The sequence below is a fragment of the Stenotrophomonas sp. KH_036_B genome (assembly GCF_057839485.1).
The window spans coordinates 2,914,839-2,939,968 of the sequence record NZ_CM174491.1; the positions used below are offsets into that span (position 1 = coordinate 2,914,839).

The window sequence follows — 25,130 nt, forward strand, 5'->3', positions numbered from 1 at the left end:
ACCCATCACCCTCCCGTAGTGCCGGCCGCTGGCCGGCTCCAGGCAAACCATCACCCTCCCGTAGTGCCGGCCGCTGGCCGGCTCCAGGCACACCCATCACCATCCCGTAGTGCCGGCCGCTGGCCGGCTCCTCGTGAACCTGGCACCGCGAGGAGCCGGCCAGCGGCCGGCACTACAGCGCGTGAACCTGGCAATGCTAGGAGCCGGCCAGCGGCCGGCACTACAGCGCGTGAATCTGGCACCGCTAGGAGCCGGCCAGCGGCCGGCACTACAGCCCTCGCGTTGTGGATGCGCGGGCAAATGGTCTGCGGGCGCGATCGCCCTATACACAATTCGTAACGATTCGGGTATAAGCTGTTTTCCCGATGGAGACAGACACTACACGCTTAGGTCTGATCGATACCGGAGCCTCGTCCGCCCCGGTCGACGAAGTGTCGCCCATCGCCACGCTGCACCGGCCCGGCAGCGTTCGGCTGCTGTCCCTGGATGCCCACGGGCGCGTCCTGGACTGGATCAACTGGCAGGACGCCGCCTGCCTCTACTCGCGCAATGCCGTTGCCTGGACCCTGGGCGATCCCTGCCTGCACATCCATGGCGGCACCAACCGGCTGACCGGCCTGCGCAGTGGCGTGGACCTGCACCCGATCATTGCCGCACGCGGCCACGCCCGTTCGCGCGCACTGGACCCCACCCCGAACCTGTCCAACCAGGCGCTGTTCGCGCGTGACGCCCACCTGTGCCTGTACTGCGGGCATCAGTTCAACCGCCCCCAGCTCACCCGCGACCACGTCATGCCGCTGTCCAAGGGCGGCCTGGACGTCTGGGAGAACGTGGTCAGTGCCTGCTTCCACTGCAATTCGCGCAAGAGCGACCGCACCCCGCAGCAGGCCGGCATGCCACTGCTGGCGGTGCCGTACCGGCCCAGCTGGATCGAACACATGATCCTGTCCAACCGAAACATCCTGGCCGACCAGATGGCATTCCTGAAGGCGCAGCTGCCCAAGCGTTCCAAGCTGGCCGCCTGAACTGCGTCAAACTGACGCAGCCTCCCTCACCGTTTACTCACTGCGGTGGCGGTTTGCTTGCCCCACCCCGGTTTGGGGGCGAAAATAGGCGCTTAAGAAGAAGCGCGATAAAAATGATCGATTCCGCACGCTATCCCCGCCTGTCGCGCATCCAGAATCCGGATGACCTGCGCAGGTTCGATGAATCCGAACTGCCCGCCATCGCAGACGAACTGCGTGCCTACCTGATTGAATCGGTCGGCAAGAGTGGCGGCCATTTCGGCGCTGGCCTGGGCGTGATCGAACTGACCGTCGCCCTGCACTACCTCTACCAGACGCCGGTGGACCAGCTGGTGTGGGACGTGGGCCACCAGACCTACCCGCACAAGATCCTCACCGGCCGCCGCGACGAGATCCACACCGTCAAGCAGAAGGACGGCGTGGCCCCGTTCCCGAAGCGCGAAGAGAGCGAGTTCGATACGTTCGGCGTCGGCCACTCGTCGACCTCGATTTCCGCCGCGCTGGGCATGGCCATCGCGCGTTCGCGCGAAGGCGACGAGCGCAAGGTGGTGGCGGTGATCGGCGACGGCGCGATGACGGCCGGCATGGCCTACGAGGCGCTCAACCATGCCGGTGGCATGGAGCAGGAGCCGAACCTGCTGGTGATCCTCAACGACAACAACATGTCGATCTCCGAAGCCGTCGGCGGCCTGACCAAAATGCTGGGCCGCGCCACCGGCAGCCGCACGCTCAACGCACTGCGCGAAGGCGGCAAGCGGATTCTCGGCGACAAGAAAAAGTCCCCCTCCGCACGCTTCGTCAAGCGGTGGGAAGAGCACTGGAAGGGCATGTTCGTGCCGTCCACGTTCTTCGAGGAAATGGGCTTCCATTACACCGGTCCGATCGACGGCCACGACGTGCCCGCGCTGGTCGCCACGCTGAAGACGCTCAAGGGCCTGAAGGGTCTGAAGCTGCTGCACGTGATGACCACCAAGGGCAAGGGCTACGAGCGCGCCGAGGGCGACCAGATCGGTTACCACGCGGTGGGTCCGTTCGACCCGGACAAGGGCCTGATCGCCAAAGGCGGCGCCAAGAAGCCGACCTACACCGATATCTTCAGCGACTGGCTGTGCGACGCCGCCGCGGCCGAACCGCGCCTGCTCGGCATCACCCCGGCGATGCGCGAAGGCTCCGGGCTGGTGCGCTTCAGCAAGGAATACCCGGAGCGTTACTTCGACGTGGCCATCGCCGAGCAGCATGCGGTCACGCTGGCCGCCGGCATGGCCACCCAGGGCGCCAAGCCGGTGGTGGCTATCTACTCCACGTTCCTGCAGCGCGCGTACGACCAGCTGGTGCACGACGTGGCGGTGCAGAAGCTGGACGTGCTGTTCGCGATCGACCGCGCCGGCGTGGTCGGCCCGGACGGTGCCACCCATGCCGGCAACCTGGACCTGAGCTTCCTGCGCTGCGTGCCGCACATGGTGGTGATGGCTCCGTCCGATGAGGCCGAGTGCCGCCAGATGCTCAGCACCGGCCTGCAGTACGAAGGCCCGGCCGCCGTGCGCTACCCGCGCGGCAGCGGAACTGGCGTGGCCGCCGGCACCGACCTCGCCACGCTGGAGATCGGCAAGGCCGAACTGCGCGTGCAGGGCAGCCGCATCGCCCTGCTGGCATTCGGCAGCACCCTGCCCGCCGCCGAGGCCGTGGGCCGCGAACTCGGCCTCACCGTGGTCAACATGCGCTTCATCAAGCCGTTGGACCGCGCCCTGCTGCTGGAGCTGGCCAAGACCCACGAAGGCTTCGTCACCATCGAAGACAACGTGGTGGCCGGTGGCGCCGGTTCCGGCGTGGCCGAACTGCTCAACGCCGAAGACGTGCTGCGCCCGTTCCTGCATCTGGGCCTGCCGGACAGCTTCCAGCATCACGCCAGCCGCGAAGACCTGCTGGCCGAAGCCGGCATCGATGCGGCGGGCATTCGTGCTGCGGTGTTGAAGCGCTGGCCGAAGCTGGGTAGTCAGGCATTGAGCGCGTAGCGCTCAGTGCGGCCGGGCCACGCCCGGCCAGGCGTCGTAGAGCCACGCCGTGCGTGGCTGCGTTTCGCTCGGGCACCGCGAAGCCACGCAGGGCGTGGCTCTACCCTCGGGTTCGGGCACCTCGAAGCCACGCAGGGCGTGGCTCTACCCTCGGGTTCGGGCACCGCGAAGCCACGCAGGGCGTGGCTCTACCCTCGGGTTCCGCCACCTCGAAGCCACGCAGGGCGTGGCTCTACCGTCCGGTCGGTGCCGTGGTTACCGCACCTCGAACTGGCCACGGCAGCCGCCGTTGACCCATACGCCGTCGCGGTCGAAGCCCCAGGTGCGGCCTTCAACGCAGGCGGTACGCGAGGTCTGGCGGACCAGCCGCGCGTCGCGGCGGATGCTCACGTTGCAGCGGCGCAGGCGCTGGTCGTTGGAATCGCAGCTGATCACCTGCCCGCCACCACCCCAGCCGCCGCCGTTGTTGTTGCCACCGTTGCCACCCCAGCCACCACCACCGTGCGACGGGCGCCGGCCTTCCGCGATGAACTCGGCGCGGCAGCCCTTGGTCACCCACACCCCGTTGCGGGCCTGGCCCCAGGTATCGCCTTCAACGCACGGCGAGCCGGAAATCTGCCGCACCAGCCGGGCGCGCCCCTGGATGGGGCACTGCTGGGTCCGGCCCTTGATGGATTCACAGCGCACCGGGCCATCGTTGTAGCCGTCATCACGGTACCGCTCATACTGCTGCGCCTGGGCTGCCGCGCCCATCGCCAGCATCGCCGGCAACAAGGCCCATACCCACTTCTGCGTTCCGTTCGCCATCGCGTCGCTCCTCATGCCTGCCTCGAAACCCTATGTGAATGGGGACAGGATCGGGGAAGACGCGCGCTTCGCCTATAGGCCGAAGGTCGCGGATTTCATGCGGGATTTATCTAGCCAACGGGCAGCTGACTGCACGGGTCAGCCGTAACGCACCGCGTCGACGAAGGCGTCCTGCACTTCCACCCGCACCGCAGCGGCGCTGCCGGTCTGCTCGTGGTGTGCCCGGGCCAGCGCGTCGGCCAGGTCGAACGCTGTCGCGCCGCACTCGAAGTCGGCGGCATCGGCACGGCCCGGCTGTACGACCCGCCAGCGGCGATCCTGGCACTGCACTTTGATCATCATGGCGTTCACGTCTCGTGCGGCGCCCTGCGGGCTGACGGCGCTTCATGCCCCGCTGCGCAACGGCAGCGGGGCGGGGTTCGGGTCGGAGGCGGATGCGCTCCTTGACCCGAACGATACGACCCGTCATAGCGCGGCACTATCGGATTAGTCTGATATTGGCACCAGACCTACGCCCCTATGCGGATTTGCCCGATGGCGGTAATCGCACCGCCGGGGACCTACCGGCCAAGCGCCCGGGCCGGTTTGATGCAACGGTGATGGACCCGCCAACGTCAGCCGCGCACAGGCTCGACGTGGTCCACCGGCAGCGTCATCACAAACCGCGCGCCGCCGCCGGCCGCTTCCTCGGCCACGATGCTGCCTGCATGGCGCAGCATGATCTCGCGCGCCAGGTACAGCCCCAGCCCGCTGCCGCTGCCGCTGGGGCGCAGCCGGTGGAACGGCTCGAAGATGGATTGCCGCGCCTGCTCGGGCACGCCGTCGCCTTCATCGCTCACCGACAGCAGACCACCGGGCTGCAGTTCCACCACCACCAGGCCACGGCCACCGCCATGCGCAATCGCGTTCTGCAGCAGGCCGCTGATCACCCGGTGCAGCGCATCGGGATCGCCGCGCACCCATACCGGTGCCTCCGGCGCCTCCACCGCGAATTCATACCCGGCATCGATGAGCAGCGGCGCGACATCGGCGGCCACTTCACGGATCAGGGCCGCCAGGTCGATGCGCTGGTGTTGGCTGCGGTGGTGGTCAAGGCGCTGCAGGTCCAGCAGCTGCTCGGCGATATTGCTCAACCGGCCCAGGTCGCGTTGCAGACGCGAACGCACCTGCCCCGGCGGCAGGTCGGCAATGCGCGTGGCCAGAATGGCGATGGGCATGCGCAGCTCGTGCGCCGCACTCACCAGGAAGCGATCCTGCGCGTCGTAGCTCTCGCCGATGCGGCGCACCGCCGCGTTGAACGCATCCACCAGCGGCACGATCTCGCGCGGCACCGCATGCGTATCCAGCCCGCGCCCGCGCTCGGTGATCTGGATCGACGCGGCCTGCGCAGCCACCCGGTTCACACCGCGCAGCGAACGGTGGATCGCCCACGGGGCCACCACCAGCGTGATCACGATCAGCGGCAGCGTGATCCAGCCGCCCAGGTAGCCGATCACCACCAGCACCTGCCGCCAGAAGCCCCGTTGCGGCAGCCCCCCGACCATCACATGCAGCCGCCCTTCCTCGCGGTCGGACACCCACACCCGCATGGCCAGTTCCAGCCCACGGCTGCGCGTGCGCACGTCGGTGGGTTCCACATGCGCCAACTGCGCCACCAGCGGGCGGTACACGGCGGGCACCGTGCCGTGCACGAGCTGGTGGCCCTGCTCGTCGGCCGCAGCAAACCAGAACGTGGACGGGCGGTCAGGTGCCGCCGCATCCACCGCCGCCCAGTCCACCTCCAACGCCGAGCCCTGCACGCGGATCGCATCGGCCACCGCTTCACTGGTCTTCCAGTCCACGTAAGCGGTGCTGCGGTCGCCGTAGACCAGCGCGATCCCGGTGAGCGCGATCAACACCATGGCCACCTGGATCAGGCAGATCTTCCAGGCCAGGCTGAAGGACAGCGAGCCGGGTTTGAGGAACTTCATGCACTCTCCTTGAGCAGGTAACCGATCCCGCGCATCACGTGCACTTCCACCTGCGCATCGGCATCGGCCAGCGCGCGGCGCAGTTTGGATACATGCGCGTCCAACGCATTGGACTGGATCTCATCGTCGAACCCATACACCGCCTCCTGCAGCGCGGCACGCGCCACGGTCCGGCCCTGTCGCAGCGCCAGCGCTTCAAGCACCAGCAACTGGCGGCGCGGCAGTGCCAGCAGCGCCCCGTCCACGCTGGCCTGGCGCGCCACGAAGTCGAACTGCAGCCGCCCCAGTGCCAGCACCGGCAAGGTGATCTGCGCCGGTCGCCGCGAAATGGCGCGGATGCGCGCCAGCAGCTCTTCCACCGCAAACGGCTTGGTCAGGTAATCATCGGCACCCACGTCCAGGCCGACCACGCGGTCGGCCACCGAATCGCGCGCGGTGAGCATGATCACCGGCAGGTTGGGCACGTGGCTGCGCGCCACCCGCACGAAGTTGGCGCCGTCGCCGTCGGGCAGCTGGCGGTCCAGCAGCAGCACCTGGTGCACGCAGGATTTCAGCGCTTCGGCGGCCTGCGCCATGGACACCACCACGTCCACCACCATGCCATGGCGGCCCAGGCTGGCCTGGATCGCATTGGCCAGTTCCGGATCGTCTTCGAGCAGCAGGATGCGCATGGCGTGGGGGGGCGGTGGGGGCAATGGGTGCCGATGGTACCGCGCTCTCCGGCGCAACGTTCCCACAATGTCCGGCCGACATCATGGGGGTTTGATCGTCCCCAGGAGCACCACCACATGCAGATCGGTTCACGGAAGACAGCGGCAGCGGGCATCGCCCTGATGGGCCTGCTGGCCAGCGGCAGCCTGCTCGCCCAGGCCGCCCCGGGGGCCAAACCCCGCAGCAGCGCGGGCTTGGCCGTGGCCGCGCAGAAGTCGCCCTACGCCGGCTATGACACCGATGTGTTGCCGGTGCCCGTGATCAACTACGAAGGCAGGAAGTTCCACTTCCGTGGCGGCAGCATCGGCTACACGCTGTTCAACACCGACCGCACCGAAGTCTCGCTGCTGGCCTCGCCCTACTTCATGCGCTTCAAACACAAGGACACCGACGACGTGCAGCTGCGCCAGCTGTCCAACCGCAGCCTGTCGGCGATGGCCGGCGTGGCGGTACGGCATACCGCGCCATGGGGCGTGCTGCAGGGCAACGTGCAGGCCGAGGTCAGCGGCCACGGCGGTGGCCTGGCCGCCGATGCGAAATATGCGTACCCGATCCCGACCGGCCGGGTCACGCTGATTCCCGGCGTGGGCGCGAATTACGCCAGCAGCAGCCTCAACGATTATTACTTCGGCGTCAGCACCGAAGAAGCACAGCGCAGCGGTCTTGCACGCTACCGCGCCGGCAGCGGCGTGGCGCCGTACATGGACCTCACTGCCTTCATGCCGCTGGGCCCGCACTGGACCGCCACCGCCTCGCTGCGCCGCACCCTGCTTTCCGATGCGGTCAAGGACAGCCCGATGACCGTGGGCGACCACATGGATTCGGCAGCGCTCGCACTCACCTACGGGTTCTGAGCATGCGCCAGGGCATCGTACGACGCGTGGCCACGCTGGCGCTGCAGATCGAGCCGGACCGCAACCGCGTACTGCAGTGGATCCTGCATACCCCATTGGCCGCACTGGGTGGCCAGACCACCTTCGAACTGGCCTGCAACGGCCAGGGCGAGCGGGTCGTCGCGCTGCTGCGCAACGTGCTCGCACAACCGGGCGCCACCACGCCGCAACTTCCGCACGCACACGCCGCGCAGTGAACCGCGCGGTGGGTCCTTCCCCGCCACCAGGAATCCGCATGAGCCGCCCCTTCCCCCTGCTCAGCACCACCGAACCGACCGATGCACCCGCGCTTGCCACAGCGCTGGTCGAGTTCGACCGCGCGGTCCAGGCGTTGGTGGACCAGGACCCGGACACCCATGGGCGCTTCTCGCGCGCCTATGTCACGGCGTTGTTCCGCGCCTGCCTGCAGCCGCACGATCCGGATGCCGGCGCGCCGCGCGGCCGGCCCGACCCGGAGATCGCACAGGCCCTCAAGCGCTGGATCCAGGCGCAGCTGCTGCGCTATCCCGGCGAAGGCGACGACCACCGGCTCACCGCCGCGCGCCGTGCCGCGCACGGGTTCTGGTTGCAGTCGATGGCCTGCCCCATCGATGACGATGGCCGCCCGCGTGCGGCACGCCTGCTGGACGGCCTGCTTGCGCTGACCCGTCCGGCCTGAAACGCCCTCACGGCGCGTTGCAGGCGCACCGCTAAGCTGCTGCCGTTTCCTGGCGGTGGATGCATCAATGCGTAGTTGGATGGGACTGTTGCTGGTAACGCTGGCCCTGCCCGCCTGGGCGCAACAGGACGACGAAGCGGCCCCCGCCTTCGACCGCCCGGGCCTGGGATTCTCGGCCGAATCACTGCCACGCGGCGGTGTCGCGCTTGAGCTTGGCCTGCCCGATTACGAACGTGACCGCGACGACGACGGCACACTGAGCACGCAGTTCGGCAGCGACCTCCGCCTACGCGTCGGCCTGGGCGCGGACCTGGAGCTGCAGCTGTTCGGCAACCCATGGAACCGCCTGCGCGAGGCGCCCCGCAACGCCCCTTCCACCACCACGCGTGGCGCGGGCGACACCGGCATCGCGCTGAAGTACGCCCTGCCCGTCGGCTCCGATCGCCACGCGCTGGCCGTGCTTGCCAGCAGCAGTTTCGACACCGGTTCGCGCGCGTTCGGCGAGGGCGGCACACAGTACGAACTGGGCGCCAGCTACGAGTACACCTTCAACGAGCGCTGGACCGGCGCGCTGTATGCCAACGCTACCCGCGGCGCCGGCGAGGATGCATTCACCTGGTCGCCCAGCCTCAACCTGGCCCTTACCGACACCGTAACCGGCTTCCTCGAAGCGGGATTCACCCATACCAACGGCGAGCCCTCCACGTCCGTCGCCGGTGCAGGCCTCACCTGGAGGGTGACGCCACGCACCCAGCTGGACGCCTCCGTCGATCTCGGCCTGGACCGCAACAGCCCGGATGTACAGGCCGGGCTGGGGGTGTCATTCTACTTCGATTGAGCGGTGGGGAGCGTCCGGCGCACCGTGGCGTCTGTGGATGCATCGATAGCGTGCTGGCGTCAGCCTGATCGGAATCCTCCGAACGCCAGCCAACTGCAACTCGTTTGGTTGAACGCTGTGCTCTGCCGCGCCACCGTGCTCGTCCCACCCTGTGGCAGCAAACGGCACGCGATGCGACTCCCCCCAACTGTTGAGCAGCAGCCCCCTGGCATGGACACAGATGAAGCCGATCCTGGCGGCGCGGAATCCGCCGCTGACGCCTTCGACGCCGTGCTGCGGCAGCTTCAGGTTGAGGCCGGCATGCCGTCAGGCGATGTCGATGACGAGGCTGCCCAACGTGGCAGTGCGGTGTGTCCTGAAGAAGAAAAGGACGCCCGCCGCCCGTATCTGGACAACGGCTTCTGGATTCTGCCGGACGTGCGCCCGCCGGGGCAGCGAGGGCCTGCGGTGACCCGCAGACCCTTGCTCACGGCTGTGCCCATGGCGATGTCAACTGACCTTCTTGGCCACCGTCATGCCCAGCAGGAACAGGATGACGGCAATGATGATGCCCGCCCAGAACAGGAACTTGGCCACGCCGATGGCCGCGCCACCGATGCCGGCGAAGCCCAGGGCACCGGCAATGAGGCCGATGATGGCGAAAATGATGGCCCACTTGATCATGTTGTTCCTTTACCCGGATCGGGATGACTGACAAGCCTTCACGCTAGCGATCGCCGTGTCCCACGCTCGTGAATGGGTCGCACGCGGCGTGTGAAGACGGCAGATTCGGCGTGAGCGCTAGCACGCTGTCTTCACACTGTCTGTAGGACTTTTCCGACGAACGGTAAGGTCAATGCGTTTGGGACAATCCACAAGCCACTGAATTTGCAGGCTTTTTAAACGCAAAGTCATCACATCGCTAAATGTGTGACCATTGCCGCAATTTCACAGCTTGGTCACAATGATGACGTCCCATCCAGCCCTCGAACGTCATGCGCGCATTCGTCTCCAAGCAGCATCCCGCACTGCTCAAGGTCTATTTTGTAGCCTGTTATGTCGTGCTGATTGAAGAAGTGATCCGCGCCATTACCTGACGCGCGTCGGCCTGCGCGCTCAGCGCAGGACCGGAGCGTCGCCGTCGGTTGCCGTACCGGCGCCGCTTTCCGGCGCCTGCAGGGAGTGCAGCGCGCTATCCAGATCGCGCATGCGGAAGGGCTTCTGCAGCCCATAGCGATGCTGCAGCGGTTCGGGAATCACGCTGCGGTCGTAGCCGGTCAGGAACAGATACGGAATGCCCCGCGCCTCCAGTGCCTGCGCCACCGGGAAGGACATCGTGCCGCCCAGGTTGACGTCCAGCACGGCCAGGTCGATGACCTGCTGCTGCAGCGCGTCCAGCGCACCGTCCACGGTGCCCGCCAGCGCAACAACCTCGTAGCCCAGTTCCACCAGGCAGTCTTCGACCATCATCGCCACCAGCGATTCGTCTTCGACCAGCAGCACACGGGCGCTCATGCGTGCACCTGCTCGCCATCGGCGGCCGGCGGCATCGACACCCGATAGCGCAGCCCACCCGGCTCGAATGCCAGGTCCACCTCGCCGCCCAGGTCGTGCTTGAGCCCGCGTTCCAGCAGGCGTGCGCCGAAGCCCAGCTGCGCCGGTGCCTGCACCGGTGGGCCGCCCAGCTCCTGCCACACCAGCTCGATGCGCTGCTGCCCGTCCACCTCGCGCCGCTGCCACTGCACACATACGCGCCCTTCCGGCGCGGACAGCGCCCCGTGCTTGACCGCATTGGTGCCCAGTTCGTGCAGCGCCATGGACAACGCCACCGCGCGGCGCGGGTCCAGCCGGCACGACTCGCCGTGCACGTCGAAGCGCTGGCCATCGCCTGTGCCGTGCAGCGCTGCCACCGCGCCGACCAGTTCGGTGATGTCCGCGCTGTGCCAGTTTTCGCGGGTCAGTACGTCATGCGCGCTGGCAAGCGCCAGCAGGCGGTCTTCTATCTTGTCGCTGGCATCGTCCAACCCGGCCGCGCTGCGCAGGGTTTGCCGGGCAATGGACTGCACCATGGCCAGTGAATTCTTGACCCGGTGGTTGAGCTCGTTGACCAGCAACTGCAGGTGCTCTTCATGCCGCTTGCGATCGGTAACGTCACGGGTGCTGCCGGCAATGGCCTCCACCGCGCCGTCCGGCCCGATCACGGGGGTGAAGATGTAATCGTAGGTGCGCACGCCCTCGGTAGCGTGCGGGAACGGCACATCGCCGCGCACCGGCAGGCGGGTGGCAATGACCCGCTCGATCTCCGCGTCGTGCATGGCCGCATGCCACGGCTCGTACCCCAGCTCCAGGCAGGTCTTGCCCATCGCCTGGTCCCAGCGCAAGCCCCACATGTCCAGCAGCGCCTTGTTGGCATAGATGAAGCGGTGCTGCAGATCGAACACGTAGGTCAGATCCGGCGTCGCCTGCAGCAGGGCCTCGTAGATGCGCCACTTCGCGGTGTTGTCTTCCTGCTCCAGCAGCACGGCTTGGACCCTGTTCATTTCCACGCAGGATAGGAGCGGCCGCGTGAAAATGGGATCACGTTTGCGGTTTGCCATCCCCATCGTCCGGCGCATGCAGCACTGCGTAGTGACACGCCGCGCGTGTCAACCGCGCGAAGCGCGGCACAAGCCCCCCGAAGCCACGCCAATGCCGCGCCGGGCACCCACCGACGTTTGGCCACGACCGAAGACGTCGATCCGTTCATGACCCCGGAACGAAGCGCAGACACGCATGGCGTGTCCCTATGGCCGCGCCAGCGCCCTCTCCATGGGCTGGTAGACCAGCCCCGCGTATTCCCCGACCGGCCCGGACACCCGGAACCCATACCGCTCGTAGAACGGAACCGACCCCAACGAGGCCCGCACCGTGACAAGGTCGCCACAAGCGCAAGCGAGCAAGGCGCCCATCAGCGCCCGCCCAATCCCCTGCCCCTGGCAATCAGGACGCACGAACAGGGTGGCCACGTGTTGCCCGCCCATCAGCTCGGCCACTCCCACCACGCGCCCAGCCAGCTCGAACACGAACATGTCATTTTCGTCCGACATGCGATTGGCGAACCCGTCAGCCGAGACAATGCCTGCAAACGTCTCCACGCCCAGCGGCGACAGCGACGGTGCAACGGCCGCCATGAAGGACGCCATGCATACCGCGCTGGCTTCCTCCAGATCTTCGGCGCGCAATCGTCTTGTCGTCATATGTTTATCTACCCAGCGTGGTCAGAAATGACGCTATAGACACTAGCTGATCCTGCGTTGCGAATCAGCGAATGGGCGCCACTGGTCCGTCCGATGGCACTTGCGACATAGAAGTCAGATTCGCGGAAGCGAAGTGGTATCCGCGCTCACAGTTCGAACCATTGCGCGTTGACTGCCCTCGCACGCCAAGCGCAGCATCCCCGTGTCGCCGCACAATCGGCGACCGGGTTTTGCAGCCCGCATTCAAAGGCGCACCAGCGCCCATCGACCGATGCACGGCGCTTTCTGCTCGCCGTGTATCGTCGATGGGCGATACTTGCCATGTTCATGGCGGGCGGTGCGCGGAGGCCGCAAGGCCTACCGGGTGTCCTTTGACCGGTCTGCAAACCGCGTACCGTCCGCCACCTCGATTTGCAGCGGGGCAGCGGATTCCAAGAACCCCAAAGGAATCCCGCCATGTCATACGACACCTTGGCCGCACCTACCGACACTACCGTTGATTACGCGAACGACCTCGGCCTGCTGGCTGACGCCCTGGAATGGAACAGCGCCAACTGGGCCGCGCTTGTGACCTATCTCGAAGACCACCTCGATGCCACCGGGAAGACATTCGGCGCCATGACGCTGGACGAACTCCAATTGGCCATCTGGTCCACAGGCCCCAAGGGCCCTTACGTGTCCCACGTGAACTGCCTGATAGGCAAGGACGACGCGACAAAGCACGACCTGTTCCGCGTAGCCCGCAAGCTGCTGCGCATTTACGACCTTCCGATGGTCCACCTGCTCAAGCTGTTTGAGGTACTTGAGCGCTGCCCCGGAACGGTCGAAGACCTGACGCTGAGGAATCTCCTGGCGCTGATCTCCATCGTGGATTTGGATGATGCTCCCTGCATGGCCCTACCGCTGTCGTGACCGACGGATAGCAGCGGACATACACGCCTGCCGGTCGCAGCCAAGCCACGGCATCACTTCGCCCGGCCATCAGATGTCAGGAGCAACGTGACCTTGGCATCGATCAACGCTACCAACTGCGGATCCATGTACCGGTAGTCGTCGGGAATATCAAGGCAGTGCAGGCGCTTGTACGCGAGCAACCGCGCGTAGCCCGCCTGCAACCTATGTTCCGTATTGGACAGTTACCAGTCGCACGCAGCTGTGTCGAGCCCTCTCGGGAGACAGGGACGCCTCACCAATGGAAGAGACGTTTATGCTGAGCCTTGGACGGTCAAAGCGGTCATACACCACAGCGCCGTGCTCTCCATAAATAGTGGTTCGAGTAAATCCACCCTTCTCCAGCTCGGAAGCAAAATGGTAGAAATCGACTTTACATATATCGGTGGCAGCTGCAGAGCGACCAGGCGTTGTATCAATGAAGTCGAGATCTAGTCGAACGTTTGGTGAGTTGCCATCCTCAACGTCAAACGTATAGCTCCATTCCGATGTGAGCCTTCCGCTATAGCCAAAATGATTGGGAGCAAAGATCGTCACCGGCCGCTGCATGATTTCTGCGACGCGATCAGGACTGAAATCCTGGGCAGACCTGCTTTGCTTTATCAGCTCGATAAGTCGAAGGAGAAGGAACTCTGCAGTGGCCCCTTGGTCCTGAGTCGGGTCGGGAGAACTTGTTGACATGCTGGAAGGCCCTTGGGTGATCGACAATTCGCTGGCGGAATGAACACAGGCAGAGAGAATCACCGCACCGAGCGCGGTGAACGCAAGCTGGATGAGTGGTTTTGGCTGCATTTCCATCCTGAGCGCACATACCGCACGCTTACGCACACTAGTGAACACGACCAATAAGAGTTTGGCTCTAGAGCGCTGCATCATTGTTCGATTAGGATCCCCGCCGGAGTTGCACGTCAGTGAAAGCAGAGAGCGCGCTCTCAAGGCCGAACGCCTGAGCAGGCTGGCGATGTAGTGCGTCGGCAATCGATTCGGCGGACGCCGCCAGCTTCTCAGCCTTTTTCTTGCGGATCACCGGCGCATGAGACATCGCGACATCAGCGCTTTTGTTCTGCATCGCCATACGAAGGCCCTGTGAGTGTTCTACTTGGCGATCGTAGCAACGAAGATCTGATTTGGTGTCAAGCGCTGACGAGGCGACTGTAGGGAACCCGCCATCCAGACTTCGAGAAAACACTTACACATCAGAGACGTATCCTGCCGACAGTATCCGTATCAGTGTCCTAAGCCGTTTGTGGCGTCCAGCCCAGAATCGGTCGCTTTCCGCCCAACAGTGCTATCGAGTGTGTCACCCGCATCACTCAAACCGCGGTGAAACAAAAAAGGGCTCGCACCTGAAGTGCGAACCCTTGATCGTGACACCAACAATGGTCGGGACGGCCGGATTTGAACCGACGACCCTCTGCCCCCCAGGCAGATGCGCTACCAGGCTGCGCTACGCCCCGATGATGCTGGTGTTGTCCCTGCTTTGCAGCAGGCCGACAAGTATAACGGGTTTGATCGAAAAATGGTTCAGCGACGGAGCAACTGCAGCACTTCTTCCAGCTCCATGCGCGTCTGCTTGATGATCTGGTTGCTCAGCGCCGACTCGTCGCGGGCGCCGGCACCTTCCAGGCGCAGGCGGGCGCCGCCGATGGTGTAGCCCTGCTCATAGAGCAGGCCGCGGATCTGGCGCACCATCAGCACGTCGTGGCGCTGGTAGTAGCGGCGGTTGCCGCGGCGCTTGGCCGGTTCCAGGCTGGGAAACTCGGTTTCCCAGTAGCGCAGCACGTGCGGCTTCACATCGCACAGCTCGCTGACTTCACCAATGGTGAAGTAGCGCTTGGCCGGTATCGGCGGAAGCTCGCGGTTACTGCCCGGATCCAGCATATGCCTCTACCCTTTCCTTGAGCTTCTGGCCCGGACGGAAGGTGACCACCGTACGGGCGGAAATCGGAATTTCCTCACCGGTCTTCGGGTTGCGGCCCGGGCGCTGGTTCTTGCGCCGCAGGTCGAAATTGCCGAAGCCGGACAGCTTCACCTGACGTCCCTGTTCCAATGCTTCACGCAGCACATCGAAGAACGCGTCGACAAATTCCTTGGCTTCGCGCTTGTTCAGACCCACTTCGTCGAACAGCTTTTCGGCCATCTCGGCCTTCGTCAATGCCATTGCCTGCTACCCCCCATGCTGCCCGCTCAACCGCGGATCCGGGCGTGGTGTTCACGCTCCATTGCAGCCACCGCCTCGGTGACCACCGCATCCACGTCGCGGTCCGTCAGAGTGCGCGACTTGTCCTGCAAAATCAAGCCCATAGCGAGACTCTTGAAGCCCGGCTCGACCCCCTGGCCCACGTAACGGTCGAACAGGGTCACCTGCCGCAGCAACGGGCCCACGGCACGGCGCAGGGTGGCTTCCAGGTCGGCCCAGGCCGCCGCCTCGGGCACCAGGAACGCCAGGTCGCGGCGCACCGACGGGAACCGCGACAGCTCGCTGGCACGCGGCAGGCTGCGGGCCGCCAGCGGGGCGAGGTCCAGCTCGAAGGCGAACACGTCCACGTCGATGTCCATGGCCTTGGCCAGGCGCGGGTGGATCTGGCCGATCCAGCCCAGGCTCACACCCTCGCGCAGCACCTCGGCCGAACGCGCCGGGTGGCCGTACGGGCGGGTCGAGGGCACGAAGCTGAGCGCGGCGCCGGACGCGGCGGCCAGCGATTCGAGGTCGCCCTTGAGGTCATGGAAATCGACCTTGCGGGTGGCCAGGCCCCACTGCTGGGTGTCGGCATCGCCACAAACGGCGGCCGCCACGCGCTGGGTTTCCAGCGGTGCGGGCGTGCCCTCCCCGGCCTGCGGGTGGAACACGCGGCCCAGCTCGAACAGGCGCACGGTGGCCTGCTGGCGGGCGGCGTTGCGGCCCAGCGTGGCCACCAGGCCCGGCAGCAGCGCCGGGCGCATCACGGCGAGCTCGGCCGAGAGGGGGTTGGCCAGTGCCACCACGTTGTCGTGCAGCTGCCAGTGGGCCAGCAGCGCGGCATCGACGAAGGCGTAGTTGATGGTTTCCTGCAGGTCGCGGGCGACCAGCTGGCGGCGGCTGCTCAGCTCGTCCAGGCGGGTCTCGCTGGGCATGGCAATCCGCGCGGCACCGCCCGGCAGGGTGGTGGGAATGCGCTCGTAGCCATGGATGCGGGCCAGCTCTTCAATCAGGTCTTCTTCGATGGCGATGTCGAAGCGGCGGCTGGGGGCGGTGACCTGCCAGCCATCGGCGGCGGCGGCGGCGGCGGCGGCCACGTCCATGCCCAGCGCGCGCAGGATGCGCTCCACCTCGGCATCGGCAATCTGGATGCCCAGCACGCGGGCGATGCGCGCACGGCGCAGCACGATGGTCGCGGTAGCCGGCAGGTCTGCCTCGCGCACCGCCTCGGTCACCGGGGCGGGCGTACCGCCAGCCAGGTCCAGGATCAGGCGGGTGGCGTATTCAACCGCGGTGCGCGGCAGCGCGGGGTCCACGCCGCGCTCGAAGCGGTGACCGGCATCGGTGTGCAGGCCCAGCTTGCGGCCACGGCCCATGATGGCGGCCGGCGCGAAGTGCGCGGCTTCCAGGAACACAGCGGTGGTGTCGTCGGTCACGCGGGTGTCGAAGCCGCCCATGAGGCCGGCCAGCGCCACCGGACGGTCGGCGTCGGTCACGACCAGGAAGCTGTCGTCCAGCGCGGCATCGCGGCCGTCAAGCAGCTTCACGGTTTCGCCGGCACGCGAACGGCGCACGCCGATGCTGCCCTGCAGGGTGCCCAGGTCGTAGGCATGCATCGGCTGGCCCAGCTCCAGCATCACGTACTGGGTGATGTCCACCAGCAGCGACACCGGACGCACGCCGCTGCGACGCAGCCGCTCGGCCATCCACAACGGGGTGGCGGCGCGCGGGTTGACGCCCTCGATGACACGGCCGACGAAACGCGGCGCTTCAGCGCCGGCGTCCAGGGCGATGCTCAGTTCACGGCTGCCCACGGCGGCGACGGGGGCGGCAGCGAACGGCACCACTTCGCTGGCGCACGCGGCGGCCACGTCGAAGGCGATGCCGCGCACGCTGAAGCAGTCGGCACGGTTGGGGGTGAGCTTGATCTCGATGCTGGCATCGGGCAGGCCCAGATACTCGACCAGGGGCTGGCCCACCGGGGCGTCGTCGGGCAGCTCGAACAAGCCCGATGCATCGGTGTCCAGGCCCAGTTCCTTGGCCGAGCACAGCATGCCGTTGGAATCCACGCCACGCAGCTTGGCCGCCTTGATGTTGAGGTCGCCGATCTTCGCACCGATCATCGCCAGCGGCGCGACCAGGCCCGGGCGCGCATTCGGCGCGCCGCACACGATCTGCAGCTGCTCGCCCTGCCCGGCATCGACCTGGCAGATCTGCAGGCGGTCGGCTTCGGGATGGCGTTCGGCGGCGATGATGCGCGCCACCACCACGTGGTCCAGGCCAACGCCGAGGTCGGTGACTTCTTCGACTTCCAGGCCGATGGCGGTCAGCACCGCGCCGAGTTCATCACGCGAGACGGTGGTGGGAACGTGGCTGCGCAGCCAGTTTTCAGAGAATTTCATGGTGTCACCCTGGGGGGCCCGGCGCAGGCGCCTGGAGCCGTGATGAATGTTTTCGGCGTTACGCGAATTGTTTCAGGAACCGCACGTCGTTCTCGAAGAACGCGCGCAGGTCGTTGACGCCGTAACGCAGCATGGCGAAGCGCTCCACACCCAGGCCGAAAGCGAAGCCGGTGTAGCGCTCCGGGTCGATGCCCACGTTGCGCAGCACGTTCGGATGGACCATGCCGCAGCCGAGCACTTCCAGCCAGCGGGTGCTGCCGTCGGGCTGCTGCCAGGCGATATCGACTTCCGCGCCGGGTTCAACGAACGGGAAGTAGCTGGGGCGGAAGCGCATGTCGAAATCGCGCTCGAAGAACGCGCGCACGAACTCGGACAGGGTGCCCTTGAGGTCGGCGAAGGTCGAATGCTCATCCACCAGCAGGCCTTCCACCTGGTGGAACATGGGCGAATGGGTCTGGTCGCTGTCGCTGCGGTACACCTTGCCGGCGGCGATCATGCGCAGCGGCGGCGCGTGGTCGCCCATGTAGCGCACCTGCACCCCGGAGGTATGCGTGCGCAGCAGGCGGCCGTCGCCGAAGTAGAAGGTGTCGTGCATGGCCCGCGCCGGATGGTGCGGCGGGAAGTTCAGGGCTTCGAAGTTGTGCCAGTCGTCTTCGATTTCCGGGCCTTCGGAGAGCTCGTAGCCCAGGCGGCCGAAGATCTCGGTGATGCGCTCCAGGGTGCGCGTGACCGGATGCAGGCCAGCGCGTTCGGCGCGGCGGCCCGGCAGGGTGATGTCGATTGCTTCGGCGGCCAGGCGCGCGTCGAGCGCAGCGTTCTCCAGCACGGCTTTGCGTTCGCCCAGCGCGCGGGTCAGCGCGTCCCGGGAGAGGTTGATGGCTTCGCCGGCGGCCTTGCGCTCGTCGGCGGGCAGCGTGCCCAGCTGCTTGAGCTGTGCGGTGATGCTGCCGCTCTTGCCCAGCAGGGCCACGCGCAGGGCTTCCAGCGCATCGGGGCTCTGGGCGGCGGCCACGTCGGCCAGCGCCTGGGTGGTCAGGGATTGGATGTCACTCATGGATAGCCTGGACCTCGCGTCGGTATGTCTTCGCGATGCGCGCCGGGCCGACCCCCGTCGCCACCGCTGTCGGGACGGCACCCGGTTGGGCTGCCGCCACCACAAAAAAGAATGGGGAAGGACTCGCGCCCTTCCCCATGCATTGCCTTACCCGCAGCCGTTGCGTTTGCACGGCAACGGCGGGGAATGGACTTATGCCGCCAGCGCGCCCTTGGCCTTTTCGGCCAGTGCAGCAAAACCAGCTGCGTCGTGCACGGCGATATCGGCCAGCACCTTACGGTCCAGGGTGATACCCGACTTGAGCAGGCCATTCATGAAACGGCTGTAGCTCAGGCCGTTGATGCGGGCAGCCGCGTTGATGCGGGTGATCCACAGCGAACGGAAGTTGCGCTTCTTCTGCTTACGACCGATGTAGGCGTACTGCTGTGCCTTGATGACGGCCTGCTTGGCAACGCGGAAGACCTTGCGGCGAGCGTTGTAGTAACCCTTCGCCAGGGTCAGAATTTTCTTGTGGCGGCGACGCGCCTGTACGCCACGCTTTACTCGTGCCATGGGTCAGTCCTCAGAGGTAGGGAAGCATACGGTTCAAACGGCCTGCGTCTTCTGCACGAACATGGTTCGTCTGACGCAGATTGCGCTTCCGCTTGGTCGACTTCTTCGTGAGGATGTGGCTACGGTTGGCGTGGCCAGCCTTGAACTTGCCGGACGCGGTCTTGCGGAAGCGCTTGGCCGCCGCCCGGTTGGTCTTGATCTTGGGCATTGCAATGTCCTTGATGATGTTTTGTCACTGACCAGGGCGGTGGCATTGCCACACTTTCCGTCCGTGCCCTTGCCTGCTTGTAAGCCCGGGATCCCCACTGGGAACCAGGCCGGTCCTGTTGCCGTTGAAAAGCTTGAAACCGTTCAAAACAGCAGCCCCGCAAAAAAACGGGGTCGCCCATTATGCATGGGTCGGGGAACGGGTGCAAGCTGTTGATCGGACGGGGTTTGCCGGGCTGAAGGCCGGAAACCTGAACGGGACGCCGCGCCGCTGGGCCACGCGCGCCGTGGCGGCGCGTGGTCCGGGTCCGCGAAGCCACGCAGGGCGTGGCTCTACCGGGCGGCAGTCCGGTACCGCGCAGGACACGCAGCGCGTGTCACCACGGGTTATTTCTTCTTCGGCGCGATCATCATGACCATCTGCCGGCCTTCCAGGCGCGGACGGGACTCGATCACGATGTCCTCGCCCAGATCACCTTCGATCCGGTTGGCCATTTCGCGACCCAGTTCCTGATGGCTCATTTCACGACCACGGAAGCGGATGTTCACCTTGATCTTGTCACCCTCTTCCAGGAAACCGCGCATCTTGCGCAGCTTGATCTGGTAGTCGCCTTCATCGGTGACCGGGCGGAACTTCACTTCCTTGATCTCGACCTGCTTGGTCTTCTTCTTGGCCTCGTTGGCCTTCTTCTGCGCTTCGAACTTGAACTTGCCGAAGTCCATGATCTTGCAGACCGGCGGATCAGCCTGCGGCTGAATCTCGACCAGGTCCAGACCTTCGTCTTCGGCCATCGACAGCGCTTCGTCACGCGTCAACACGCCAATCATTTCACCGTCACTGCCGATCACGCGTACGCGCGGCACCCGGATTTCCTGATTCTTGCGGTTCTGTTTGTTGTCAGGGGTACTGATATTGCAATCTCCCAGAGGAATCAAACCGGCCCTGAGCGGATCATCCGCAGGGCCGGGACTTTCTTACACAGACTGTTCTGCCTGCAACCGCTCGATGAAGGCCTGGACGGACATGCTGCCCAGATCCTCGCCAGAGCGCGTACGCACGGCCACGGCGCCGTTTTCCTTCTCACGGTCGCCCACCACCAGCAGGTACGGGACCCGCTGCAGCGTATGCTCGCGAATCTTATAACCGATCTTCTCATTGCGCAAATCGGCCGTTACCCGGAACCCTTGATCTGCAAGGGTTTTGGTTACTTCCTGGACGTATTCAGCCTGCGCATCGGTGATATTGGCCACCACGGCCTGGGTCGGAGCCAGCCAGGACGGGAACTGACCGGCATGGTGCTCGATCAGGATGCCGATGAAGCGCTCCATGGAGCCCACGATCGCCCGGTGCAGCATGACCGGGTGCTTCTTCTGGCTGTTTTCGTCCACGTACTCGGCGCCGAGGCGGCCGGGCATCATGAAATCGACCTGCATGGTGCCCAGCTGCCAGGTACGGCCGATGGCGTCCTTGAGGTGGTACTCGATCTTCGGGCCGTAGAAGGCACCCTCGCCCGGCAGCTCCTGCCATTCCACGCCACAGGTGGACAGCGCCGAGCGCAGCGCGCCTTCGGCCTTGTCCCAGGTGGCGTCGTCGCCCAGGCGCGATTCGGGGCGCAGGGCGATCTTGATCTGGATGTCGTCGAAGCCGAAGTGCTGGTACACCGCCAGCGCCTGCTGGTGGAAGGCGGTCACTTCCGCTTCGATCTGCGACTCGGTGCAGAACACGTGGCCGTCGTCCTGGGTGAAGCCACGCACGCGCAGGATGCCGTGCAGCGCGCCGGACGGCTCGTTGCGGTGGCACGAACCGAACTCACCGTAGCGGATGGGCAGGTCGCGGTAGCTGTGCAGGCCTTGGTTGAACACCTGGACATGGCCCGGGCAGTTCATCGGCTTGACCGCATAGGTGCGCTTCTCCGATTCGGTGAAGAACATGTTGTCCTGGTAGTTGTCCCAGTGACCGGACTTCTTCCACAGGCTCACGTCCAGGATCTGCGGGCAGCGCACTTCGCCGTAGCCGCTCTTGCGGTAGACCTTGCGCATGTACTGCTCGACCACCTGCCACAGCGCCCAGCCCTTGGGGTGCCAGAACACCAGGCCCGGGGCCTCTTCCTGCAGGTGGAACAGGTCCTGCTGCTTGCCGATGCGGCGGTGGTCGCGCATTTCGGCTTCTTCGATGCGCTTGATGTACGCCTCGAGCTGCTTCTTGTCGGCCCAGGCGGTGCCGTAGATGCGCTGCAGCTGCTCGTTCTGCGCATCGCCGCGCCAGTACGCGCCGGAGATGCGGGTCAGCTTGAAGGCCTTCAGGAAGCGCGTGTTCGGCACGTGCGGGCCGCGGCACATGTCCACGTATTCCTGGTGGTAGTACATGCCCATGGCCTGGATGTCAGGGGACATGTCTTCGATCAGGCGCAGCTTGTAGTCCTCGCCACGCGCCTTGAAGATCTCGACGACCTCGGCGCGCGGGGTGACCTTCTTGACCACGTCGTAGTCCTGGGCGATCAGCTCGCCCATGCGCTTCTCGATCGCGGCCATGTCTTCGGGCGTGAACGGACGCTCGGACTGGATGTCGTAATAGAAACCTTCGGCGATCACCGGGCCGATCACCATCTTGGCGTCCGGGTACAGCTGTTTCACCGCATGACCCACCAGGTGGGCGCAGGAGTGGCGGATGATCTCCACGCCCTCCTCGTCCTTGGCGGTGATGATGCGCAGGCTCGCGTCATGGTCGATGACGTCACTGGCATCAACCAGGGTGCCGTCCACCGAACCGGCGATGGTGGCCTTGGCCAGGCCGGCGCCGATCGACTGGGCGACGTCCATGACACTGACGGGGTTTTCGAACTCACGGCGGCTGCCGTCGGGGAGCGTGATCGCGATCATGACTGGGCTTTGGGCTTTGTGCTTGTGGGCCTGCGAGGCAGGCCGGGGAAACGGAGTCGAGGGTGTCCGGGTGCGCCGCCGGATAAAAGAAAAGCGCCACGAAGGCGCCTGGGCAAGGAGCCGTCGGACGTTCAGCGCTGGGCGGTGGTAGTGCTCATGTCACACGCTGGACCGGCGCTTGGCGCGGGTCACCTTGTTGCCTCGAGGTGGATGCCCTGATCTTAAACCAAACCCGTGGCGATGCCCAATCAGTAGTGCCGGCCGCTGGCCGGCTCCTAGGGTAATGCCGGCCGCTGGCCGGCTCCCTGTAGTGCCGGCCGCTGGCCGGCTCCCTGTAGTGCCGGCCGCTGGCCGGCTCCCTGTAGTGCCGGCCGCTGGCCGGCTCCTAGGGTAGTGCCGGCCGCTGGCCGGCTCCATGCACGACCGGCGCACGCGCGTCTGAATAGGCCCGTGTGGCGCGCGAAAACGGCAATGATTACCATGCGCAGGCTGCCGTCACGCCCGGCCCCTCCTGCTTCCCCAAGGACTCCCATGCCCTGCGCCGCCCCTACGGCCCGCACGCCCCTGCCCTGCACCGCACTTCCATGCTGAGCGCGGACGCCCTTGGGCTGCTGTACTGCGGCCTGGCCGGTGCCGCCTCGGCCTTCTCTGCACTGGCCTTCTACGCCGCCTCCCCGCACTGCCGCTGGCCACGCCTGCGCCGCGCCGGCCGGCTGGGTCGCCAGCTCGGGCTCGTCGCCGCGGCCACGTCGCTGTGGCTGTGGATGGGCCAGCTCGGCCTGGCCACCGGCTTCTGCGTGACGCTGGCCGGCTGGATGCTCACCGCCCTGGCCCTGCCCTACCTGGCCGCGTGGACGCGACCGGACGCGGAGGCGCGACGCTGATGTGGGCACGTGCACTTGCCGGCCTGTGTGCCGGGTTCTTCGTGGCCGCCGCGGCCAGCGGCCTGATCGCCTGGCTGCCGCCGGGCCCGTGGCAGTCGGTGATCGTGCCGAGCATGGTCGCGTTCACGCCCTTGTGGATGCTGGCAGCGCTGTGGGCGTTTGCGTTCCGTACCGGGCTGCGCGCATGGCTCTGGCTCAGTGCCAGCGCCGCGCTCGGCTTTGCGCTGCTGTGGCTGCTGCGCCACTTCCACTGGGTGCAGTGAGGCCTATCCGATGAAATTCAGCTCGCTCACCCTGCGTACGTTCACCACCCTGCACACCTGGGTTGGCCTGGTCGCCGGCTTTGCGTTGTTCGTGGCGTTCTATGCCGGTGCCATCACCGTGTTCCACCACGACCTGCCGCTGTGGCAGTCGCCGCAGGGCATGGAACAGCCCGCGCAGACGCTCGACGATGCGCAGCGCCTGCTCGATGGGGTGCTGGCCAGGCACCCCGATGCCCGCAAACACGTGGGCATGACCTTCCCCGGCGCGGAAACACCGCAGTCCATCGCCTACTGGCAGGACGCCAAAGGCACCTGGCTGTTCGCCTGGGCCGACCACGTGGACGGCAGCCCGACCCCACCGCAGGCCGGCCTGGCCGAGCTGGTCAACGAACTGCACTACACGCTGGGGCTGCCGGTGGCGGGCATCTACCTGATGGGCGTGGTGAGCCTGCTGTACGGGCTGGCGCTGTTGTCGGGGCTGGTGATCCACCTGCCGAAGCTGGTCGGCGACCTGTTCGCGCTGCGCCCGGGCCGCAACCTCAAGCAGATGTGGCAGGACGCGCACAACGTGATCGGCGTGCTCAGCCTGCCCTTCCACCTGCTGTTCGCGGTCACCGGCGCGCTGCTGTGCCTGATGTTCCTGCAGATGGCCGCGCTCAATCCGCTGATCTACGACAACAACCTGCTGGCGGCACTGCCGACGGCGACCGATACCGCGCCGATCCGCGCGCCGGCCAATGCGCCGGTCCGCGCGGGCAGCCTGGCGATGCTGCATGCACGCGCCATCGCGGTGGCCAACGACCATGGCCAGGCGCGGTTCGAGCCGGCCTACCTGAAGCTGGCCAATGCCGGCGATGCCAACGCGACCATCGAGATCACCGGCGACGGCGGCGTGTCGCTGGGTCCGCTGGGTGCGGTGGCGCTGGATGCCAATACCGGCGATCTGCTGCATACCCAGCTGCCCGGCCAGCGCGACGCCAACCACGCCACGCTGGCAACCGCCTATGCGCTGCACTTTGGCGAGTTCGGCAACGGGTTGGTGCCGTGGCTGTACTTCGCGCTGGGCCTGGGCGGTGCGTTCCTGTTCTATTCGGGCAACCTGCTGTGGATCGAGTCGCGCCGCAAGCGCCGCCAGGTCACGCAGGGGCGCGCGCAGATCAACATGGCGCGGGCCACCGTGGGCGTGTGCATCGGCCTGTGCGTGGCGGTGTCGGCGGCGTTCGTCAGCGTGCAGCTGCTGGAGCACCTGGCCCCGGCGCAGGCCGACCGTGGCATGCGCTGGACCTGCTTCCTGGTCTGGGGCGGCTGCGCCCTGTGGGCGGCGCTGCGTGCGCCGTCGAAGGCCGCCGTGGAGCTGCTGTGGGCGGCAGCCATCGTCACCGCGCTGATCCCGGTGGCGCACGGGGCAATGAGCGGGCTGTGGCTGTGGACCAGCGCGGCGCGCGGTTACTGGCCGCTGTTCTGGGTGGACGGTGTGGCGCTGGCGATGGCGCTGGGGTTTGCCGCGATGGCACGCGCAACGCGCCGCCGGGCACTACACGGCGACCCGAACAGCGTGTGGGCCGCAGCCACCTGACACGCGTAGAGCCACGCCCTGCGTGGCTGCTCTTCGGTGTGGACCGCGAAGCC

General features: G+C 66.3%; 29 protein-coding genes and 1 tRNA gene. 10 read left to right on the forward strand and 20 right to left on the reverse strand.

What is annotated here, in order from left to right:
* Positions 1 to 365 precede the first annotated feature (365 nt).
* The gene (locus AC3ITN_RS13060) at positions 366 to 1,025 is read left to right on the forward strand and encodes an HNH endonuclease (RefSeq protein WP_313344702.1); all 660 of its coding nucleotides are present in this window, start codon (positions 366 to 368) and stop codon (positions 1,023 to 1,025) included.
* A 113-nt stretch (positions 1,026 to 1,138) separates the two neighbouring features.
* The gene (gene dxs, locus AC3ITN_RS13065; protein WP_489390786.1) at positions 1,139 to 3,037 is read left to right on the forward strand and encodes a 1-deoxy-D-xylulose-5-phosphate synthase; all 1,899 of its coding nucleotides are present in this window, start codon (positions 1,139 to 1,141) and stop codon (positions 3,035 to 3,037) included.
* Between the two features lie 255 nt (positions 3,038 to 3,292).
* Here the strand turns inward: dxs and AC3ITN_RS13070 are convergent, their stop codons facing one another.
* The 4 genes from AC3ITN_RS13070 to AC3ITN_RS13085 all read right to left on the reverse strand — a co-directional run bounded on the left by AC3ITN_RS13070 (position 3,293) and on the right by AC3ITN_RS13085 (position 6,485).
* Positions 3,293 to 3,844 carry a DUF3011 domain-containing protein gene (locus AC3ITN_RS13070; protein WP_489390787.1) on the reverse strand — a complete coding sequence of 184 codons (552 nt, stop codon included), beginning with the start codon at positions 3,842 to 3,844 and terminating at the stop codon, positions 3,293 to 3,295.
* A 138-nt stretch (positions 3,845 to 3,982) separates the two neighbouring features.
* A complete protein-coding gene (locus AC3ITN_RS13075) occupies positions 3,983 to 4,186 on the reverse strand; it encodes a hypothetical protein (protein WP_489390788.1) in 204 nt (67 codons plus the stop codon).
* A 272-nt stretch (positions 4,187 to 4,458) separates the two neighbouring features.
* A complete protein-coding gene (locus tag AC3ITN_RS13080; RefSeq protein WP_313344692.1) occupies positions 4,459 to 5,814 on the reverse strand; it encodes a sensor histidine kinase in 1,356 nt (451 codons plus the stop codon).
* Positions 5,811 to 6,485, reverse strand: a complete 675-nt coding sequence (locus AC3ITN_RS13085; protein ID WP_489390789.1) for a response regulator transcription factor — start codon at positions 6,483 to 6,485, stop codon at positions 5,811 to 5,813. The genes AC3ITN_RS13080 and AC3ITN_RS13085 overlap by 4 nt, the downstream gene beginning before the upstream one ends.
* A 117-nt stretch (positions 6,486 to 6,602) precedes the next feature.
* Between AC3ITN_RS13085 and AC3ITN_RS13090 the strand changes: the two genes are divergently transcribed.
* The 4 genes from AC3ITN_RS13090 (at position 6,603) to AC3ITN_RS13105 (ending at position 8,914) form a co-directional block, all read left to right on the forward strand.
* Positions 6,603 to 7,379, forward strand: a complete 777-nt coding sequence (locus tag AC3ITN_RS13090; RefSeq protein WP_489390790.1) for a MipA/OmpV family protein — start codon at positions 6,603 to 6,605, stop codon at positions 7,377 to 7,379.
* A 2-nt stretch (positions 7,380 to 7,381) separates the two neighbouring features.
* Positions 7,382 to 7,615 (forward strand): hypothetical protein, encoded by a 234-nt coding sequence (locus AC3ITN_RS13095; RefSeq protein WP_489390791.1) that lies wholly within the window; start codon positions 7,382 to 7,384, stop codon positions 7,613 to 7,615.
* A gap of 38 nt (positions 7,616 to 7,653) precedes the next feature.
* Entirely contained in the window at positions 7,654 to 8,076 is a 423-nt protein-coding gene (locus AC3ITN_RS13100) for a hypothetical protein (protein WP_313344682.1), read from the forward strand.
* A 67-nt stretch (positions 8,077 to 8,143) separates the two neighbouring features.
* Positions 8,144 to 8,914: a transporter gene (locus AC3ITN_RS13105; RefSeq protein WP_489390792.1), complete on the forward strand. Its 771-nt coding sequence runs from the start codon at positions 8,144 to 8,146 to the stop codon at positions 8,912 to 8,914.
* Positions 8,915 to 9,403: 489 nt separating this feature from the next.
* On the opposite strand, the gene AC3ITN_RS13110 is transcribed toward AC3ITN_RS13105, so the two are convergent.
* The 4 genes from AC3ITN_RS13110 to AC3ITN_RS13125 all read right to left on the reverse strand — a co-directional run bounded on the left by AC3ITN_RS13110 (position 9,404) and on the right by AC3ITN_RS13125 (position 12,114).
* Positions 9,404 to 9,577 carry a DUF1328 domain-containing protein gene (locus AC3ITN_RS13110; RefSeq protein WP_313344673.1) on the reverse strand — a complete coding sequence of 58 codons (174 nt, stop codon included), beginning with the start codon at positions 9,575 to 9,577 and terminating at the stop codon, positions 9,404 to 9,406.
* 432 nt (positions 9,578 to 10,009) lie between these two features.
* Positions 10,010 to 10,408 carry a response regulator gene (locus tag AC3ITN_RS13115; RefSeq protein ID WP_313344670.1) on the reverse strand — a complete coding sequence of 133 codons (399 nt, stop codon included), beginning with the start codon at positions 10,406 to 10,408 and terminating at the stop codon, positions 10,010 to 10,012.
* Positions 10,405 to 11,412: an HWE histidine kinase domain-containing protein gene (locus AC3ITN_RS13120; protein ID WP_489392933.1), complete on the reverse strand. Its 1,008-nt coding sequence runs from the start codon at positions 11,410 to 11,412 to the stop codon at positions 10,405 to 10,407. Before AC3ITN_RS13120 ends, AC3ITN_RS13115 begins: the two co-directional genes overlap by 4 nt.
* Before the next feature lie 264 nt (positions 11,413 to 11,676).
* Positions 11,677 to 12,114 (reverse strand): GNAT family N-acetyltransferase, encoded by a 438-nt coding sequence (locus AC3ITN_RS13125; RefSeq protein WP_489390793.1) that lies wholly within the window; start codon positions 12,112 to 12,114, stop codon positions 11,677 to 11,679.
* 471 nt (positions 12,115 to 12,585) lie between these two features.
* Here AC3ITN_RS13125 and AC3ITN_RS13130 point away from each other — a divergent pair, with 471 nt between their 5' ends.
* Complete coding sequence (locus AC3ITN_RS13130) at positions 12,586 to 13,041, forward strand: hypothetical protein (protein ID WP_313344664.1); 456 nt, start codon at positions 12,586 to 12,588, stop codon at positions 13,039 to 13,041.
* Positions 13,042 to 13,094: 53 nt separating this feature from the next.
* Here AC3ITN_RS13130 and AC3ITN_RS13135 read toward each other — a convergent pair whose 3' ends face one another.
* From AC3ITN_RS13135 to thrS, 12 genes are all read right to left on the reverse strand, one after another.
* A complete protein-coding gene (locus tag AC3ITN_RS13135; RefSeq protein ID WP_489390794.1) occupies positions 13,095 to 13,244 on the reverse strand; it encodes a hypothetical protein in 150 nt (49 codons plus the stop codon).
* A 1-nt stretch (position 13,245) separates the two neighbouring features.
* Positions 13,246 to 13,878, reverse strand: coding sequence for a hypothetical protein (locus AC3ITN_RS13140; RefSeq protein WP_489390795.1), 633 nt, complete (start codon positions 13,876 to 13,878; stop codon positions 13,246 to 13,248).
* 85 nt (positions 13,879 to 13,963) lie between these two features.
* Positions 13,964 to 14,155 carry a hypothetical protein gene (locus tag AC3ITN_RS13145; RefSeq protein ID WP_489390796.1) on the reverse strand — a complete coding sequence of 64 codons (192 nt, stop codon included), beginning with the start codon at positions 14,153 to 14,155 and terminating at the stop codon, positions 13,964 to 13,966.
* 305 nt (positions 14,156 to 14,460) lie between these two features.
* Positions 14,461 to 14,537: transfer RNA gene (locus AC3ITN_RS13150), tRNA-Pro, on the reverse strand.
* A 67-nt stretch (positions 14,538 to 14,604) separates the two neighbouring features.
* On the reverse strand, positions 14,605 to 14,961 hold the full coding sequence (locus AC3ITN_RS13155; RefSeq protein ID WP_068853353.1) for a MerR family transcriptional regulator: 357 nt from the start codon (positions 14,959 to 14,961) through the stop codon (positions 14,605 to 14,607).
* Positions 14,942 to 15,241, reverse strand: a complete 300-nt coding sequence (locus AC3ITN_RS13160; RefSeq protein ID WP_005410432.1) for an integration host factor subunit alpha — start codon at positions 15,239 to 15,241, stop codon at positions 14,942 to 14,944. The genes AC3ITN_RS13155 and AC3ITN_RS13160 overlap by 20 nt, the downstream gene beginning before the upstream one ends.
* A 26-nt stretch (positions 15,242 to 15,267) precedes the next feature.
* Positions 15,268 to 17,661 carry a phenylalanine--tRNA ligase subunit beta gene (gene pheT / locus AC3ITN_RS13165; protein WP_489390797.1) on the reverse strand — a complete coding sequence of 798 codons (2,394 nt, stop codon included), beginning with the start codon at positions 17,659 to 17,661 and terminating at the stop codon, positions 15,268 to 15,270.
* A 58-nt stretch (positions 17,662 to 17,719) separates the two neighbouring features.
* Positions 17,720 to 18,715: a phenylalanine--tRNA ligase subunit alpha gene (locus tag AC3ITN_RS13170; protein WP_489390798.1), complete on the reverse strand. Its 996-nt coding sequence runs from the start codon at positions 18,713 to 18,715 to the stop codon at positions 17,720 to 17,722.
* Between the two features lie 192 nt (positions 18,716 to 18,907).
* Positions 18,908 to 19,267 (reverse strand): 50S ribosomal protein L20, encoded by a 360-nt coding sequence (gene rplT, locus AC3ITN_RS13175; RefSeq protein ID WP_017355264.1) that lies wholly within the window; start codon positions 19,265 to 19,267, stop codon positions 18,908 to 18,910.
* Between the two features lie 10 nt (positions 19,268 to 19,277).
* Complete coding sequence (gene rpmI / locus AC3ITN_RS13180) at positions 19,278 to 19,475, reverse strand: 50S ribosomal protein L35 (protein WP_017355265.1); 198 nt, start codon at positions 19,473 to 19,475, stop codon at positions 19,278 to 19,280.
* A gap of 386 nt (positions 19,476 to 19,861) precedes the next feature.
* Complete coding sequence (infC, locus tag AC3ITN_RS13185; protein WP_172407481.1) at positions 19,862 to 20,401, reverse strand: translation initiation factor IF-3; 540 nt, start codon at positions 20,399 to 20,401, stop codon at positions 19,862 to 19,864.
* 48 nt (positions 20,402 to 20,449) lie between these two features.
* The gene (gene thrS / locus AC3ITN_RS13190) at positions 20,450 to 22,354 is read right to left on the reverse strand and encodes a threonine--tRNA ligase (RefSeq protein WP_313344649.1); all 1,905 of its coding nucleotides are present in this window, start codon (positions 22,352 to 22,354) and stop codon (positions 20,450 to 20,452) included.
* A 452-nt stretch (positions 22,355 to 22,806) separates the two neighbouring features.
* On the opposite strand from thrS, the gene AC3ITN_RS13195 reads away from it, so the two are divergent.
* Genes AC3ITN_RS13195 through AC3ITN_RS13205 form a run of 3 tightly spaced genes read left to right on the forward strand, consistent with a single transcriptional unit; the run spans position 22,807 to position 25,077 of the window.
* Positions 22,807 to 23,238 (forward strand): hypothetical protein, encoded by a 432-nt coding sequence (locus AC3ITN_RS13195; protein ID WP_489390799.1) that lies wholly within the window; start codon positions 22,807 to 22,809, stop codon positions 23,236 to 23,238.
* Positions 23,238 to 23,501 (forward strand): hypothetical protein, encoded by a 264-nt coding sequence (locus AC3ITN_RS13200; RefSeq protein WP_313344643.1) that lies wholly within the window; start codon positions 23,238 to 23,240, stop codon positions 23,499 to 23,501. The genes AC3ITN_RS13195 and AC3ITN_RS13200 overlap by 1 nt, the downstream gene beginning before the upstream one ends.
* A 10-nt stretch (positions 23,502 to 23,511) precedes the next feature.
* A complete protein-coding gene (locus AC3ITN_RS13205) occupies positions 23,512 to 25,077 on the forward strand; it encodes a PepSY-associated TM helix domain-containing protein (RefSeq protein ID WP_489390800.1) in 1,566 nt (521 codons plus the stop codon).
* Positions 25,078 to 25,130: the final 53 nt, after the last annotated feature.

What these genes read in the sequence shown, in the direction of transcription:
- AC3ITN_RS13060 (WP_313344702.1), top strand. Translation starts at nt 366, where the DNA reads ATGGAGACAGACACTACACGCTTAGGTCTGATCGATACCGGAGCCTCG.
- dxs (WP_489390786.1), top strand. Translation starts at nt 1,139, where the DNA reads ATGATCGATTCCGCACGCTATCCCCGCCTGTCGCGCATCCAGAATCCG.
- AC3ITN_RS13070 (WP_489390787.1), bottom strand. Translation starts at nt 3,844, where the DNA reads ATGGCGAACGGAACGCAGAAGTGGGTATGGGCCTTGTTGCCGGCGATG.
- AC3ITN_RS13075 (WP_489390788.1), bottom strand. Translation starts at nt 4,186, where the DNA reads ATGATGATCAAAGTGCAGTGCCAGGATCGCCGCTGGCGGGTCGTACAG.
- AC3ITN_RS13080 (WP_313344692.1), bottom strand. Translation starts at nt 5,814, where the DNA reads ATGAAGTTCCTCAAACCCGGCTCGCTGTCCTTCAGCCTGGCCTGGAAG.
- AC3ITN_RS13085 (WP_489390789.1), bottom strand. Translation starts at nt 6,485, where the DNA reads ATGCGCATCCTGCTGCTCGAAGACGATCCGGAACTGGCCAATGCGATC.
- AC3ITN_RS13090 (WP_489390790.1), top strand. Translation starts at nt 6,603, where the DNA reads ATGCAGATCGGTTCACGGAAGACAGCGGCAGCGGGCATCGCCCTGATG.
- AC3ITN_RS13095 (WP_489390791.1), top strand. Translation starts at nt 7,382, where the DNA reads ATGCGCCAGGGCATCGTACGACGCGTGGCCACGCTGGCGCTGCAGATC.
- AC3ITN_RS13100 (WP_313344682.1), top strand. Translation starts at nt 7,654, where the DNA reads ATGAGCCGCCCCTTCCCCCTGCTCAGCACCACCGAACCGACCGATGCA.
- AC3ITN_RS13105 (WP_489390792.1), top strand. Translation starts at nt 8,144, where the DNA reads ATGCGTAGTTGGATGGGACTGTTGCTGGTAACGCTGGCCCTGCCCGCC.
- AC3ITN_RS13110 (WP_313344673.1), bottom strand. Translation starts at nt 9,577, where the DNA reads ATGATCAAGTGGGCCATCATTTTCGCCATCATCGGCCTCATTGCCGGT.
- AC3ITN_RS13115 (WP_313344670.1), bottom strand. Translation starts at nt 10,408, where the DNA reads ATGAGCGCCCGTGTGCTGCTGGTCGAAGACGAATCGCTGGTGGCGATG.
- AC3ITN_RS13130 (WP_313344664.1), top strand. Translation starts at nt 12,586, where the DNA reads ATGTCATACGACACCTTGGCCGCACCTACCGACACTACCGTTGATTAC.
- AC3ITN_RS13140 (WP_489390795.1), bottom strand. Translation starts at nt 13,878, where the DNA reads ATGGAAATGCAGCCAAAACCACTCATCCAGCTTGCGTTCACCGCGCTC.
- AC3ITN_RS13145 (WP_489390796.1), bottom strand. Translation starts at nt 14,155, where the DNA reads ATGGCGATGCAGAACAAAAGCGCTGATGTCGCGATGTCTCATGCGCCG.
- AC3ITN_RS13155 (WP_068853353.1), bottom strand. Translation starts at nt 14,961, where the DNA reads ATGCTGGATCCGGGCAGTAACCGCGAGCTTCCGCCGATACCGGCCAAG.
- AC3ITN_RS13160 (WP_005410432.1), bottom strand. Translation starts at nt 15,241, where the DNA reads ATGGCATTGACGAAGGCCGAGATGGCCGAAAAGCTGTTCGACGAAGTG.
- pheT (WP_489390797.1), bottom strand. Translation starts at nt 17,661, where the DNA reads ATGAAATTCTCTGAAAACTGGCTGCGCAGCCACGTTCCCACCACCGTC.
- AC3ITN_RS13170 (WP_489390798.1), bottom strand. Translation starts at nt 18,715, where the DNA reads ATGAGTGACATCCAATCCCTGACCACCCAGGCGCTGGCCGACGTGGCC.
- rplT (WP_017355264.1), bottom strand. Translation starts at nt 19,267, where the DNA reads ATGGCACGAGTAAAGCGTGGCGTACAGGCGCGTCGCCGCCACAAGAAA.
- rpmI (WP_017355265.1), bottom strand. Translation starts at nt 19,475, where the DNA reads ATGCCCAAGATCAAGACCAACCGGGCGGCGGCCAAGCGCTTCCGCAAG.
- thrS (WP_313344649.1), bottom strand. Translation starts at nt 22,354, where the DNA reads ATGATCGCGATCACGCTCCCCGACGGCAGCCGCCGTGAGTTCGAAAAC.
- AC3ITN_RS13200 (WP_313344643.1), top strand. Translation starts at nt 23,238, where the DNA reads ATGTGGGCACGTGCACTTGCCGGCCTGTGTGCCGGGTTCTTCGTGGCC.
- AC3ITN_RS13205 (WP_489390800.1), top strand. Translation starts at nt 23,512, where the DNA reads ATGAAATTCAGCTCGCTCACCCTGCGTACGTTCACCACCCTGCACACC.